Source organism: Stenotrophomonas sp. SMYL8 (genome assembly GCF_036320065.1).
GTDB classification, from domain to species: Bacteria; Pseudomonadota; Gammaproteobacteria; order Xanthomonadales; family Xanthomonadaceae; genus Stenotrophomonas; species Stenotrophomonas maltophilia_A.
In genome coordinates, this window is record NZ_JAWIRR010000012.1 from 37,853 (window position 1) to 50,949 (window position 13,097).

12 protein-coding genes and 1 other RNA gene are annotated in these 13,097 nt (G+C 67.7%); 4 read left to right on the forward strand and 9 right to left on the reverse strand.

What is annotated here, in order from left to right; genetic code table 11:
- The 7 genes from mraY to mraZ are packed head-to-tail and all read right to left on the reverse strand — an operon-like array spanning position 1 to position 7,502.
- On the reverse strand, positions 1-1,086 hold the full coding sequence (mraY, locus tag V3B25_RS11470) for a phospho-N-acetylmuramoyl-pentapeptide-transferase (RefSeq protein WP_010481929.1): 1,086 nt from the start codon (positions 1,084-1,086) through the stop codon (positions 1-3).
- Positions 1,076-2,470, reverse strand: coding sequence for a UDP-N-acetylmuramoyl-tripeptide--D-alanyl-D-alanine ligase (gene murF / locus V3B25_RS11475; protein WP_329810689.1), 1,395 nt, complete (start codon positions 2,468-2,470; stop codon positions 1,076-1,078). Before murF ends, mraY begins: the two co-directional genes overlap by 11 nt.
- The gene (locus tag V3B25_RS11480) at positions 2,467-3,975 is read right to left on the reverse strand and encodes a UDP-N-acetylmuramoyl-L-alanyl-D-glutamate--2,6-diaminopimelate ligase (RefSeq protein WP_049425024.1); all 1,509 of its coding nucleotides are present in this window, start codon (positions 3,973-3,975) and stop codon (positions 2,467-2,469) included. The genes murF and V3B25_RS11480 overlap by 4 nt, the downstream gene beginning before the upstream one ends.
- Complete coding sequence (locus tag V3B25_RS11485) at positions 3,972-5,816, reverse strand: penicillin-binding protein 2 (RefSeq protein WP_049425022.1); 1,845 nt, start codon at positions 5,814-5,816, stop codon at positions 3,972-3,974. Before V3B25_RS11485 ends, V3B25_RS11480 begins: the two co-directional genes overlap by 4 nt.
- Positions 5,813-6,076 carry a cell division protein FtsL gene (ftsL, locus tag V3B25_RS11490; RefSeq protein ID WP_005412242.1) on the reverse strand — a complete coding sequence of 88 codons (264 nt, stop codon included), beginning with the start codon at positions 6,074-6,076 and terminating at the stop codon, positions 5,813-5,815. Before ftsL ends, V3B25_RS11485 begins: the two co-directional genes overlap by 4 nt.
- On the reverse strand, positions 6,073-7,041 hold the full coding sequence (gene rsmH, locus V3B25_RS11495; RefSeq protein ID WP_049425020.1) for a 16S rRNA (cytosine(1402)-N(4))-methyltransferase RsmH: 969 nt from the start codon (positions 7,039-7,041) through the stop codon (positions 6,073-6,075). Before rsmH ends, ftsL begins: the two co-directional genes overlap by 4 nt.
- 14 nt (positions 7,042-7,055) lie before the next feature.
- The gene (gene mraZ / locus V3B25_RS11500) at positions 7,056-7,502 is read right to left on the reverse strand and encodes a division/cell wall cluster transcriptional repressor MraZ (RefSeq protein ID WP_004143635.1); all 447 of its coding nucleotides are present in this window, start codon (positions 7,500-7,502) and stop codon (positions 7,056-7,058) included.
- A gap of 323 nt (positions 7,503-7,825) precedes the next feature.
- On the opposite strand from mraZ, the gene V3B25_RS11505 reads away from it, so the two are divergent.
- Together V3B25_RS11505 and V3B25_RS11510 are read left to right on the forward strand one after the other, a co-directional pair.
- Positions 7,826-8,614, forward strand: a complete 789-nt coding sequence (locus V3B25_RS11505; protein ID WP_329810690.1) for an NRDE family protein — start codon at positions 7,826-7,828, stop codon at positions 8,612-8,614.
- Positions 8,615-8,972: 358 nt separating this feature from the next.
- Positions 8,973-9,452, forward strand: coding sequence for a DM13 domain-containing protein (locus V3B25_RS11510; RefSeq protein ID WP_154352005.1), 480 nt, complete (start codon positions 8,973-8,975; stop codon positions 9,450-9,452).
- 123 nt (positions 9,453-9,575) lie between these two features.
- Here V3B25_RS11510 and rnpB read toward each other — a convergent pair.
- An RNA gene (rnpB, locus tag V3B25_RS11515) (RNase P RNA component class A) lies at positions 9,576-9,927 on the reverse strand.
- 155 nt (positions 9,928-10,082) lie between these two features.
- Positions 10,083-10,901: a 16S rRNA (cytidine(1402)-2'-O)-methyltransferase gene (gene rsmI / locus V3B25_RS11520; protein ID WP_329810691.1), complete on the reverse strand. Its 819-nt coding sequence runs from the start codon at positions 10,899-10,901 to the stop codon at positions 10,083-10,085.
- 81 nt (positions 10,902-10,982) lie between these two features.
- On the opposite strand from rsmI, the gene V3B25_RS11525 reads away from it, so the two are divergent.
- Both V3B25_RS11525 and V3B25_RS11530 read left to right on the forward strand, forming a co-directional pair.
- Positions 10,983-12,704, forward strand: a complete 1,722-nt coding sequence (locus tag V3B25_RS11525; RefSeq protein ID WP_049425014.1) for a penicillin-binding protein activator — start codon at positions 10,983-10,985, stop codon at positions 12,702-12,704.
- Positions 12,694-13,062, forward strand: coding sequence for a YraN family protein (locus tag V3B25_RS11530; protein WP_182267263.1), 369 nt, complete (start codon positions 12,694-12,696; stop codon positions 13,060-13,062). The genes V3B25_RS11525 and V3B25_RS11530 overlap by 11 nt, the downstream gene beginning before the upstream one ends.
- Positions 13,063-13,097: the final 35 nt, after the last annotated feature.

Consider the following 13,097-nt stretch of genomic DNA (forward strand, 5'->3'; position numbering starts at 1 on the left):
TCAGCGCACCTTCAACGTGGCCAGGCCGATCAGCACGAGCACGACGGAGATGATCCAGAAGCGCACGATCACGCGCGGCTCCGGCCAACCTTTCAGTTCGAAGTGGTGGTGGATCGGTGCCATGCGGAACACGCGCTTGCCGGTCAGCTTGAACGAGGCGACCTGGATCATCACCGACAGCGTTTCGATGACGAACACGCCGCCCATGATCACCAGCACCAGCTCCTGACGGGTGATCACTGCGATCGTACCCAGCACCGCACCCAGCGCCAGCGCGCCGATGTCGCCCATGAACACCATGGCCGGATAGGTGTTGAACCACAGGAACCCCAGGCCCGCACCGGCGATGGCCGCGCAGATGATGACCAGCTCGCCGGCGCCCGGGATCTGCGGGATCTGCAGGTAGTTGGCGAACACCACGTTGCCCGAGGCGTAGGCGAACACGCCCAGTGCGCAGGCCACCAGCACGGTCGGCATGATCGCCAGGCCGTCCAGGCCGTCGGTGAGGTTCACCGCATTGGAGAAGCCGACGATCCAGAAGTAGGCGATGGCCACGAATCCGATGCCGGCCAGCGGCAGCGCGATCGATTTGAACATCGGGATGTAGAAGGTCAGCGCCGCCGGCACGTCGGCCGTGTAGAACAGGAACAGGCCCGCGGCCAGGCCGAAGATCGACTGCAGCAGGTACTTCCAGCGCGACTTCAGGCCGTTCGGGTCGCGGCGGACGATCTTGATCCAGTCGTCATACCAGCCGATGGCGCCGAAGCACAGCATCACCGCCAGCACCAGCCACACGTAGCGGTTGCGCAGGTCGGCCCACATCAGCACCGACAGGGTGATGGTGAGCAGGATCAGCGAACCGCCCATGGTAGGCGTACCGGCCTTGGAGAAATGGGTCTGCGGACCGTCCTTGCGGATCGGCTGGCCGCCCTTGAACTGGGCAAGCTTGCGGATCATCGCCGGGCCGAGCCACAGCGACAGGAACAGGGCCGTCAACGCGGCAAGGATGGCGCGGAACGTCTGGTAGTTGAACAGCCCGAACAGGCTCTCCAACTGCTGCAACCATCGAGCCAGTTCATACAACATGCGGGGATTCCTCTCCTTGCGCCAGCAGCGCTTTGACAATCGTGTCCATGGCGCTGCCACGGGAACCCTTGACCAGGCAGCGCACGCCGGCGTGCAGCTCGTCCTTCAGCGCCTGCGACAGCGCGTCATGGGTGGCGAAATGACGGCCGCCTTCACCGAAGGCGGTGGCGGCAGCGGCGCTGAGCGGGCCCAGCGCATACAGGCGCTTGAGGCCAGCAGCGCGCGCGCGGAGCCCCGCCTGCGCGTGCAGCGCTTCGGCGTCCGGACCCAGCTCGCGCATGTCGCCCAGCACCAGCCAACCCTCTTCCGGCGCGGCGGCCAGGGCGTCGATGGCCGCGGCCAGCGAACCGGGGTTGGCGTTGTAACTGTCGTCCACCAGCACCGCGCCGTTGCGCAGCTGATGGGCGATCTGGCGGCCCGGTACCGGCTGTGCTTCGGCCAGCCCGGCCGCGATCAACGCCAGATCGACACCGGCGGCCAGCGCCAGGCTGGCAGCGGCCAGCGCATTGCTGACGTTGTGGCGACCCGGCAGGCCCAGCACCACGCGGGCTTCGCCGGTCGATGCGACCAGGGTGAACTGGCTGCCCTGCGCGCCGGCGCGGATGTCGCGCGCGGTGATGTCCGCGGTGTGCTCCAGGCCATAGCGCAGTACGCGGCAGCGCGGCGGGGTGCCGACGAAGTGCTGTTCGAACCAGCGGCCGTAGGCATCGTCGACGTTGATCACGGCCACGCCATCGGCCGGCAGCGCGGCATAGATCGCGCCCTTGGTGACGGCGACGCCGAGCAGGCTGCCCATCCGCTCCAGGTGTGCCGGGGCGATGTTGTTGACCAGCGCATAACGCGGACGCGCGATGTCGGTCAGGTAGGCGATGTCACCCGGCTTGCCCGCGCCCATCTCGTAGACAGCGTAGTCGGCATCTTCCGGGGCATCGATCACTGCCAGCGGCAGGCCGATCTCGTTGTTGCGGTTGCCCGGGTTGGCGTAGACCACCTTGTGCGCATGACGGGCCACCTGCTGCAGGATCGACAGCAGCAGGCTCTTCACGCTGGTCTTGCCGTTGCTGCCGGTGATCGCGAACACCTCGGTATCACGGTCACGCTGCATGCCGGTGGCGATCTTCGCCAGCGCCAGTTCGCTGTCGGCCACCAGCACCTGCGGCAGTTCGATCGGCAGCAGGCGCTCGACCAGCAGCGCGCTGGCACCGCGCGCCTGCGCGTCGGCGGCAAAGTCATGGCCATCGAAACGCTCACCGCGCAGCGCCACATACAGGCTGCCCGGGCCGAGGCTGCGGGTGTCATTGCTGACCGCATCGATGGCCACGTCGTCGCCGTGGATCTCGCCGCCGGCCCAGTGTGCGATCAGCGAAAGCAGAGTGCGCTTCATGCGATGCCCTCCCCGGCCTGCGCGCTGAGCACACCGGCCTTGGCGGCCAACGCAGCGGCGGCCACTTCGGTGTCGTCGAAGTCATGGCGCACGCCATTCACTTCCTGGTACGGCTCGTGGCCCTTGCCAGCGATCAGGATGATGTCACCGGCACCGGCACGCTTCACCGCCAGGCCGATCGCACGCGCGCGGCTGCGCTGCACGGTCACGGCGGAGGCATCGGTGAATCCGGCCAGGATGTCGGCCACGATCACGTCGCCGTCTTCGCCACGCGGGTTGTCGTCGGTAACGATGACCTGGTTGGCCAGGCGCTCGGCGATCGCAGCCATCTGCGGGCGCTTGCCGGTATCACGCTCGCCACCGCAGCCGAACACGCAGAACAGCGTGCCCTGCAGGTGGCCGTGCAGGCTGTCCAGCGCCTGTTCCAGTGCGTCCGGGGTATGCGCGTAATCGACCACCACGGTCGGCAGGCCGTCTTCGCCGCCCAGGCGGTTCATGCGGCCACGGATCGGCTGCAGCGCCGACAGCACCTCGGCAATGCGCGGCAGCGGCTGACCCTGCGCGTGCAGGGTGCCGGCCACGGCCAGCAGGTTGTCCACGTTGAAGCGGCCCAGCAGCGGCGACTGCACCGCCGCGCGCTGGCCGTCGATGACCAGTTCGAAGGCAATGCCACGGCCGTCCAGCTGAAGCGCCTCGGCGCGCACGCTGGCATCGGTGGCACCGCGCGAGCTCAGGCCGATCGGTTGCACGCCCGCCGGGAGGCCGGCGAACAGCTGGCGACCGAACGCGTCGTCAAGATTGATCACCGCGGCCTTCAGTCCCGGGCGATGGAACAGCCGTGCCTTGGCCGCGCCGTAGCTGGCCATGTCGCCGTGGTAGTCCAGATGGTCGCGGGTGAGATTGGTAAACACCGCCACGTCGTAGTGCACCGCATCCACGCGGCCCTGGTCCAGCGCGTGCGAGCTGACTTCCATCGCTACCGCGCGCGCACCGGCATCACGCAGCTGCGCCAGCAGCGCATGCATCTGCAGCACCAGCGGCGTAGTGAAACCGGTCGGCTCAACCGAACCATAAAGTCCGGCGCCCAACGTGCCGATACTGCCACTGGGCGTTCCGAGCAGGTGCCAGGCCTGGGCCAGCAGCTGCACGGTGGAGGTCTTGCCGTTGGTGCCGGTCACGCCCACCATCGCCATCGCCCGCGACGGTGCGCCATGGAACTGGTCGGCCATCGCACCCATGCGCGCGCGCAGGCCCGGCACAGCGATCGCATCGTCCGGTGCCGGCAGTTCGACCGGTGCCGGCGGTTCGAACAGGATGGCGCCAGCGCCGGCCGCACGGGCCTGCTCGACAAAGCCCAGGCCATGCGCGCCGAAACCGGCGATGGCGACGAAGGCATTGCCGGGGCGCACGGCGCGGCTGTCCAGCACCAGGCCGGTCAGAACGGGATCGTGGCCCGCCAGGGCCACATCCGGAAGCAACTGCGAAAGCAACATCGAAGGACTCATTGCGTGCCTCCCGTAGCGGGCGGCGTCTGGGCTTGCGCGCTGGGCAGCGCAGCGTCGAATTCAGCGGCGGCATCCACCGGCAGCGCGGCCTCGGCCGGCGGCGCGGGCAGGATCGAGGCCGAGTGACCGACCTTGCCGGACTGCTGTGCGGCCAGCCACGACTGCAGGTCGTCCAGCGGCACGTCCATCAGGCGCAGGGTGCCTTCCATCACGTTGTGGTAGACCGGCGCCGACACCAGGCCGCCGTAGAACTTGCCGGCCTGCGGGTCGTTGATGACGATGACGGTCGCGAAGCGCGGATTGGTGGCCGGCACCACGCCGGCGAACAGCGCGTTGTAATGGCCGCGCTCGTAACCACCCGGGCCGGTCTTGCGCGCGGTACCGGTCTTGCCGGCCACGCGGTAACCCAGCACCGCCGCCTGCTTGGCGCCGCCTTGGGTAACAACCGTTTCCATCATCGCCACCACCTGCCTGGCGACGCTCTCATCGATGATCTGATGCGCTTCGTTGCGCTGGCCTTTGACAAAGGTCGGCGCGATCAATTTGCCGCCATTGGCCAGCGCCGAATAGGCGGTGGCGATCTGCAGCGGGGTCACATTCAGGCCGTAGCCGTAGGACATGGTGGTCTTGGTGGCACCGTCCCAGTTGGCCGGGCGCCGCACCACACCACCGGATTCACCCGGAAAGCCGCTGTGCGGCACCGAGCCATAGCCGAAGCGGCGCACGCCGTCATAGAACACCTGGTCCGGCATCTTCGCCGCGACCTTGGCCGCGCCGATGTTGGAACTGCGGGTGATCACACCAGTCACGTTCAACACGCCGTTGTTGCGCGGCACGTCGCGGATGGTGAAGCGCGCCACCTGCATGTAGCCCGGATTGGTGTCGATGACGGTGTCCTTGGTCACCGCACCGGCCTGCAATGCGGTGGCGATGGTCAGCGGCTTCATCGTCGAACCCGGCTCGACCAGGTCGGTCACCGCACGGTTACGGCGCGCATCGGGCAGCGCGCCGGTCAGCGAATTCGGGTTGTAGGTCGGCAGGTTGACCATGGCCAGGATCTCGCCGGTGGTCACGTCCATGATCACCATCGAACCGCCGGCCGCCTTGTTGGCCACCAGCGCGTTGCGCAGTTCCTTGAACGCCAGGTACTGGATGCGGCGGTCGATGCTGAGGGTCAGGTCCTTGCCCGGTTCGGCGGCGCGCAGCAGATCGCTTTCGACGGTCTCGCCCTTGCGGTTGCGGATCACCCGCTTGGCGCCGGCCTTGCCACGCAACCATTCGTCGAACGCCAGCTCCAGGCCTTCCTGGCCGCGGTCGTCGATGTTGGTGAAGCCCAGCACGTGCGCCATCGCCTCACCCTGCGGGTAGAAGCGGCGGAACTCGCGCTGCGCGGCCACGCCTGGAATCTTCAGCGCGACCACCTTCTCTGCCTCGTCCGGATTGATCCGGCGGCGCAGGTACATGAATTCCTTGTCCGACTTCTGCGACAGTCGGCTGCTCAGCTCATCCACCGACATGCCGACCGCCTGGGCCAGTTCCGGGATGCGCTCGGGCGAACGCAGCAGGTCCTGCGGGTTGACCCAGATCGAGGCGACCGGGGTCGACACCGCCAGCGGCTCGCCGTTGCGGTCGGTGATCATGCCGCGCGAGGTCTTGATCGGCAGCTCGCGCAGGTAGCGGGCCTCGCCCTGGCGCTGGTAGAAGTCGCTGTTGATGATCTGCACGTAGGCCGCACGGCCCACCAGCGACACCGAACACAGGCCGAGCGCCAACGCCACCCAGCGCAGGCGCTGGCGCAGGTTGAAGGCGTTGCGGGGGCGGTTGCGGCCGGTCTTGCTCATGGGCGCACCACCACGATGTCGGCGGCCTCGGGGAACTTCATGCCGAGCTTCTCGCGGGCGATGCGATCGACACGGTTGGCTTCGGCCAGGGTGGCCTGCTCCAGCTGCAGGCGGCCGAATTCCAGATTGATGTCATCGCGCTTGCGCTCAGCGCGCGACAGCTCGATGAACGTCTGCCGGTGACGGTGACGCACGAACACGACGCCGATCGCCGAGGCCACGGTCGAGGCCAACAGGATGATCAGCAGCAGCCGGCTCATGCATCGGCCTCCCGCTTCTGGGCCACGCGCAGCACGGCGCTGCGGGCACGCGGGTTGGCCGCCAGTTCCTCGTCGGTGGCCTTGATGGCACCGCCGATCAGATCCAGCGTCGGTACGAACACCTCCGCCTCGGGCAGGCGGCGGTTGGCCGGCGGCGCCTTGGCCAGGCGGTTCATGTACTGCTTGACGATGCGGTCTTCCAGCGAGTGGAAGCTGATGATCGCCAGGCGGCCGCCGGGCTTCAGCCGTTCCACGGCCGCATCAAGCCCGGCTTCCAGGTCGGCCAGCTCGCGGTTGATGTGGATGCGGATGGCCTGGAAGCTGCGCGTAGCCGGGTGGATCTTGTCTTTTCCGCGCGGCATCACCGAGGCGATCAACTCGGCCAGTTCGGCGGTACGGGAGAACGGCTGCTTCTCGCGGCGGGCCACGATGGCGCGCGCGATACGGCGGCTCTGGCGCTCTTCGCCGTAGGTCCACAGCACGTCGGCAATCTCGCGTTCTTCAACGCGGTTGATCCATTGTGCGGCGCTTTCACCGTTGTCCGGATCCATGCGCATGTCCAGCGGGCCGTCCTTGCCGAAGCTGAAGCCACGTTCGGCCACGTCCAGCTGCGGCGACGACACGCCCAGGTCGAACAGGACGCCGTCCAGGCCTTCAGCCGTCGCATCCCACTGCAGCAGCTGGGCGAAGCTGCCACGGAAGATGGACACGCGTGGGTCCGGCGCGAAATCGCGCTCGGCTACGGCGATGGCTTCCGGATCCTTGTCCATGACCAGCAGGCGCCCCTCGGGACCGAGCTGGGTGAGCACGCCACGTGCATGACCGCCACGACCGAACGTGCCATCCAGATAACGTCCGTTTTCGATCACCCTCAGGCCTTCAAGGACCTGGGTGTACAGGACCGGCAGGTGCACCGCCGGCGACTGCGACACCGGAAGGTGACCGGCCTGCGCTTCTGGGCGCATCCGGGCACCCCGGCTCACAACTTCAGGTCGAGCAACCCATCACCCAGATCCTCGTCAGACAATGTCTGCTGGATCAGGGCCCGATGCGCCTGCTCGCTCCACAATTCGAACTTGTCGCCCATACCGAGCAATACCGCCTTCTTCTCAATGCCCACCGCACCGCGGTGGCTGGCGGGGATGCTGATGCGACCGTTGCCGTCCAGCTCAAGATGGGCGGCCGAGCCGACCAGCTTCTGCTGCAACAGGCGCACGACGCGCTGGGTGTTGGGCTTGGACATCACGTCGTCGCGGACCCGCTCCCATTCCGACTCTGCATACAGCCACAGGCAGCCGGCTTCGAACGGGTTGTAGGTCAGCACGAGACGGTTGTTGCTGGCGCGCGCGACGAGGTCGCGGTAAGCGGTGGGAACCGCCATGCGCCCTTTATCGTCAACTGTGATGGCCGTCTCGCCCTGGAACACGACGCGTGCACCTATCCTTCGCCCGGTGAAACATTGAACCACGAAAACCCACAAAACACCCGGATTTCCCTCTGATGCCCACCTTAGCAGCGGCCGAAGGGTTGTCAACAACTTTTCAGCGGGGAAATCGCCAGCCACATCAATGGCTTGCAACAACCTTTAGAGAATTGTTCAAGGCTTATCCACAAGTTGCTGATCCGTCTCAATTTTTGAGATTGAACGGAAGTTCAGGGCTGTGGACAGCGCGTGAAACATCGGCCGCGCATTCATCCAAAACGGGCTGGAAGCGGCGCCAGACTGCGCAAACCGTGCACAATGAGGCCATGTGCCTGCTCGCTCTTGGCTGGATGCACCACCCGCGCTGGCGGCTGGTGATGACCGGCAACCGTGATGAGTTCCACGCCCGCCCGACGGCGGCGCTGGCCCCCTGGCAAGATGAGACCTCCGTCATCGGGGGGCGCGACCTGCGCTCCGGCGGCGGCTGGGCGGGCGTCGGTGCCGCAGGCCGGATGGCGGTGGTCACCAATGTGCGTGATCCGCTGGCCTCCCAGACCGGTCCTTCACGGGGCGCGCTGGTGGCCGACTTCCTGCGCGGCCGCGACCCGGCCGCCTTGCATATCGACCGGTTGGCAACGGTGGCCGGCGCCTACGCGCCGTTCAACCTGTTGCTGGCCGACGGCCACAGCCTGGAGTTTCTGGGCAACCACCCCGCCGAGCGGCAGAGCCTGGGCCCGGGCGTGCATGGCATGTCCAACGGTGCGCTGGACGCGCCCTGGCCGAAGACCCGGCGGCTGATGGCGGCCCTTGAAGCTTGGCTGCAGGAAGACCGGGTCAGATCCCTTTCGCAAAGCGAAAAGGATCTGACCCCGGACCTGACCCCGCTCTGGGCCGCCCTGGCCGACGAACATCGCCCCGCCGACAGCGACCTGCCCGACACCGGCATCGGCCTGGAACGCGAGCGCTGGCTGAGCCCCGCCTTCATCCGCGGCGACGACTACGGCACCCGCGCCAGCACCGTGCTGCTGATCGACGCCGACGGCCACGGCCAGATCCACGAGCGCCGCTTTGGCCCACAGGGCGCAGCCAACGGACAGAGTCACGTCATTTTCTGACCGGGTCGTGCCGGCCGCTGGCGGGAATTCCTTTCCAGCAGGGTAGTGCCGGCCGCTGGCCGGCAACCTCTGGATCTTTGGATGCGCCATGAAGCTGGCGGCCGGCGGCCGGCACTACCGGGCATCGCGTTGTCGCGATCCACGCGACGGCAGTCGTCATCGCAACGGGCTCGAAACGTCATTCAGCTTCCAACCGCGACCGCGATCCGCCCACGCCACAGGGGCTCCGGCGTCGCAGTCCGCCCACTGTGCCCTTTTCGCAATCGGCACTGTGTCTATAAATGTCGCCCCTGACCTCCCAGGGTGGTGGCGCCCGGCACCCCGCCGCGCGATCGACCGCAACCCCCATGGAGGCCCCATGCGCCGCATCCTCATCCTGATCGTCACCCACCTGCTCACCCTCGGCCTTGGCTTCGGCTTGGGCGTGTACTTCCTGCCGATCCTGATTGCCCCCGATGACCCGCCGGTCGCACAGGTGCAGGCCGCCATGACTGATGCCCCCTACCGCACCACCTTTCGCCGCGACCTCAAGGGCAGCGATGCAGTGCATTGGGCGGAAGGCAAAATCAGCGTCAGCCCGCGCCAGGTCGCCTTCGACGGCAAGATGGGGCCGGGCCCGGATTACAAGGTGTACCTGGTCCGCGACTTCGTCGACAACAAGGCCGACTTCCTGAAGATCAAGGCACAGGCGAAACGCATCGGTGAAGTGAAGACCTTCAACCGCTTCCTGGTCGATGTACCCGATGACGTCAACGTGGACGACTACACCACGGTCGTGGTGTGGTGCGAGCGCTTCTCGCAGTTCATCTCCGCCGGGCAGTACCGCACGCCGGGTTGAGGAACACGCGGCGTCGAGGTAGTGCCGGCCGCTGGCCGGCACTCTGTCCGCCCTGCAGGCATCGTGACGCTGCCGACCAGCGGCCGGCACTACCGATGCGCGGTTCACGCATATGGAAGAAGGAGGCGGAGCCGGCCGATAAGCCGGGTTCTGTCGTGGACAGTCATTCCTCTAGGCGTTACGTCACCGCAACGCTCAAGCAACCTACCCGGATCCAACGCGGGCCGCGCCAAAGGATCCCTATTTGGTCTTGCTCCAGGTGGGGTTTGCCGTGCCGGTCTGTTGCCAGACTCGCGGTGCGCTCTTACCGCACCATTTCACCCTTACCGGCCTTCCGAAGAAGACGTAGGCGGTATCTTTCTGTTGCACTTTCCGTCGGCTTGCGCCGCCCAGGCGTTACCTGGCACCTTGCCCTATGGAGCCCGGACTTTCCTCGGCACCCCCGAAGGGATGACGCGACTGTCTAGCCGGCTCCGCCAGTGCACATTCTAGCCTACGCACGCCCTTCCTGCCGTGCTGATCGCAGCGTCCGGTTCATCCATCCACGCATGGCGTGGATCTACCGACTCCGCTGCTCTGGAGGGTGCGGATTCCGCGTTGGTGGGTGCGGACCTTGGTCCGCACGATCCATCAACTGCCGTACAACGCCTTGCGCGGTGCGCCGGTCAGCTCGGCAGCCAGTTTGGCGGCAGTCGACGGCGGCAGATGCTCGCTCAGCTTGGCGTAGACGCGACGGCCATGCGCCAGTTGCGCTTCTTCGTCATCACCCGCGCCCTGCACCATCACCACGAACTCGCCCTTGCGCTGGTTCTCGTCGGCTTCCACCTTCGCCAGCAGGCCGGCCAGGTCACCATCGAGCACGGTCTCGAACAGCTTGGTCAGCTCGCGGGCCAGCACCGCCGGGCGCTCACCGCCGAAGATCGCCGCCATGTCGGCCAGCGATTCGGCGATGCGGTGCGAGGATTCGTAGAACACCATGGTGCGTACTTCACCGGCCAGCGCCTGCAGGCGGTCGCGGCGGCCGCTGGCCTTGGCCGGCAGGAAACCCTCGAAACTGAAACGGTCGCTGGGCAGGCCGGCCACGCTCAGCGCGGCGATGGCAGCACAGGCGCCGGGAATCGGGCTGACCTTGATGCCCGCCGCGCGCGCAGCACGCACCAGGCGGAAACCGGGATCACTGACCAGCGGGGTGCCGGCATCACTGACCAGCGCCAGCGATTCGCCGGCCTGCAGGCGCGAGACCAGGCGCTGGGCCAGGGTCTCTTCATTGTGTTCGTGCAGGGCCACCAACGGCTGCTGGATGCCGAAATGGGACAGCAGCTGGCCACTGCGGCGGGTGTCTTCAGCACAGATGGCCGCCACCGACCGCAGCACCTCCTGCGCGCGCGGGCTCAGATCGGCCAGGTTGCCGATCGGGGTGGCGACGACGTACAGGGTTGGCACAGTCATTTCAGCGGTACTCACGGGGCAAGGGTAGAATCGTAGCGTGTACCCGGCCAAGGCCGCTGCCCTCATCGCATGGACCCGATCATGAACAAGCCCGCCGCACGGATCTCCGCCCTGTCGCTGTCGCTGATGCTGCTGGCCGGTTGCGCCACCACCAGCCTGACCAGCACGCCCGATTCGCCGGCCCAGAGCCAGGCGCTGGCGCTGATCGAACAGGGCAAGCCGCGCGACGCCGCGCTGCAGCTGGAAGGCCTGGCCGCCACCCTGCGCGGCGGCGCTCGCAGCAATGCGCTGGCCGACGCGGCCTGGGCCTGGCACCTGGCCGGTGACAGTGCGCGCGCGCGCAGCCTGCTGGGCCAGCTCACCGCCCGCCAGCTGTCCGGCGCCAGCCTGCAGCGCTACCAGCTGACCGGTGCCGAGCTGGCACTGGCCGACAAGCAGCCGGCGCAGGCCCTGGCCCTGCTGAAGGACCACGGCGACAACGTGCTGCCGGCGCTGCGTACGCGCTGGTATCTGGCCCGCGCCAACGCGCTGCAGGGCACCGGCGATGCCTTCGGCGCCGCCACCGAACGTGCACGCGCCCATGCCAGCCTGACCGGCAGTGCGCGCAGCGAGAACCAGGCCGCCATCGCCGGCCTGCTCGGTACCCTCGACGACGCCACTTTGCGCAGCCGTGCCGCTGCCCTGCCGGCCAACGATCCTCTGTACAACTTCGCCGGCCGTGCGCTGATCGCGCGCGGCCTGCCGCTGCCGCGCCCGTTCGACCGCGATGGCGCGGCCCAGTTTGATACCAGCAAGCGTCCGCCGGCGATGAGCGACGGTTACCGGCCGCCGGCCAAGCTGGCCGTGCTGCTGCCGCTCAGCGGCCGCCTGGCCACCGCCGCGCAGCCGGTGCGCGATGGCCTGTTGAGCGCCTACTACGGTGAAAGCCGTCGCCGCCCGGACATCAATTTCTTCGACACCGCTGGCACCCCGGCTGGTGCCCTCGCCGCCTACGACAAGGCCGTCGCCTCCGGTGCCGACTTCGTGGTCGGCCCGCTGGGCCGCGACGAAGTGGACGCCGTGTACGGCCGCCAGCAGCTGCAGGTACCGGTGCTGGCCCTGAACCGCGGCAAGGATGCACCGCCGGCCGGCAGCGCTGGTTTCTCGCTGGCACCGGAAGACGACGGCATCGTCGCCGCCGAGTACCTGCGTGGCCGCGAGCGCAACCGCGCGCTGGTGATCAGCAGCAACGACGACACCGGCCGCCGTTCCGCCGCCGCCTTTGCCCAGCGCTTCGCTCAGCGCGGCGGCCAGGTGGTGGCCACGGTCAATGTCAGCGAAGCCGTCGGCGATGTCGGCGCGCAGGTGCGCAATGCCGGTCAGGTCGATGCCGTGTTCCTCGCCGTGCGCGCCCCGCAGGCCCGGTTGCTGGCGCCGCAGCTGGCGTTGGCCGGTGCCGGTGGCGCGACCCGCGTCGGCACCTCGCAGCTGACCGTCGGCAGCGGCAAGGTGGAAGAAGACGTGGCGCTGGACGGCATCGTCTACCCGAACGAAGCCTGGAATGTGCGCAGCGTGTCCGGCCTGCCGTCGGCCAGCCAGGTGGCCAGCGCGCTGCCCAGCGCTCGCGGCGCCGCTGGCCGCCTGTTCGCTTTCGGTGCCGATGCCTGGAAGATCACCGCCTATCTGGACAAGCTGTCCAACGAGGGCGGCCTGGACGGTGCCACCGGCACCCTGTTCCTGGACAGCAACGGCAACATCCTGCGCCAGCCGGCATGGTCCACCTTCAATGGCGGCCGGCCGATGCCGATCGTCGGTGGTCGCTGAGCGCAGCCAACGTGGCTCGGCGGTGGAAGCCGCCGCCGAGCTGCATCTGCAACAGGCCGGACTGCAGCCGCGTGCGCGCAACGTGCGCTATCGCGGCGGTGAACTGGACCTGGTGATGGACGACGCTGGCACCGTGGTGTTCGTGGAAGTGCGCTATCGCGCGCGTTCCGATTTCGGTGGCGGCGCCGCCTCGGTCGATGCGCGCAAATGCCGCCGCCTGGCCCATGCCGCGCAGCTGTACCTGCAGGACAACCCGGCGCTGGCCAATGCACCCTGCCGTTTTGATGTGGTTGAAGCCAGCGGTGAACCGCCGCAGCTGCGGTGGCTGCGTGATGCGTTCCGGCTGGATGACTGCTGATGGTTACCGTCCGCTCTGGTAGAGGCCGACTTTGG

What these genes read in the sequence shown, in the direction of transcription:
- V3B25_RS11505 (WP_329810690.1), top strand. Translation starts at nt 7,826, where the DNA reads ATGTGCCTGCTCGCTCTTGGCTGGATGCACCACCCGCGCTGGCGGCTG.
- murF (WP_329810689.1), bottom strand. Translation starts at nt 2,470, where the DNA reads ATGAAGCGCACTCTGCTTTCGCTGATCGCACACTGGGCCGGCGGCGAG.
- V3B25_RS11525 (WP_049425014.1), top strand. Translation starts at nt 10,983, where the DNA reads ATGAACAAGCCCGCCGCACGGATCTCCGCCCTGTCGCTGTCGCTGATG.
- ftsL (WP_005412242.1), bottom strand. Translation starts at nt 6,076, where the DNA reads ATGAGCCGGCTGCTGCTGATCATCCTGTTGGCCTCGACCGTGGCCTCG.
- rsmI (WP_329810691.1), bottom strand. Translation starts at nt 10,901, where the DNA reads ATGACTGTGCCAACCCTGTACGTCGTCGCCACCCCGATCGGCAACCTG.
- rsmH (WP_049425020.1), bottom strand. Translation starts at nt 7,041, where the DNA reads ATGCGCCCAGAAGCGCAGGCCGGTCACCTTCCGGTGTCGCAGTCGCCG.
- V3B25_RS11510 (WP_154352005.1), top strand. Translation starts at nt 8,973, where the DNA reads ATGCGCCGCATCCTCATCCTGATCGTCACCCACCTGCTCACCCTCGGC.
- V3B25_RS11480 (WP_049425024.1), bottom strand. Translation starts at nt 3,975, where the DNA reads ATGAGTCCTTCGATGTTGCTTTCGCAGTTGCTTCCGGATGTGGCCCTG.
- mraY (WP_010481929.1), bottom strand. Translation starts at nt 1,086, where the DNA reads ATGTTGTATGAACTGGCTCGATGGTTGCAGCAGTTGGAGAGCCTGTTC.
- V3B25_RS11485 (WP_049425022.1), bottom strand. Translation starts at nt 5,816, where the DNA reads ATGAGCAAGACCGGCCGCAACCGCCCCCGCAACGCCTTCAACCTGCGC.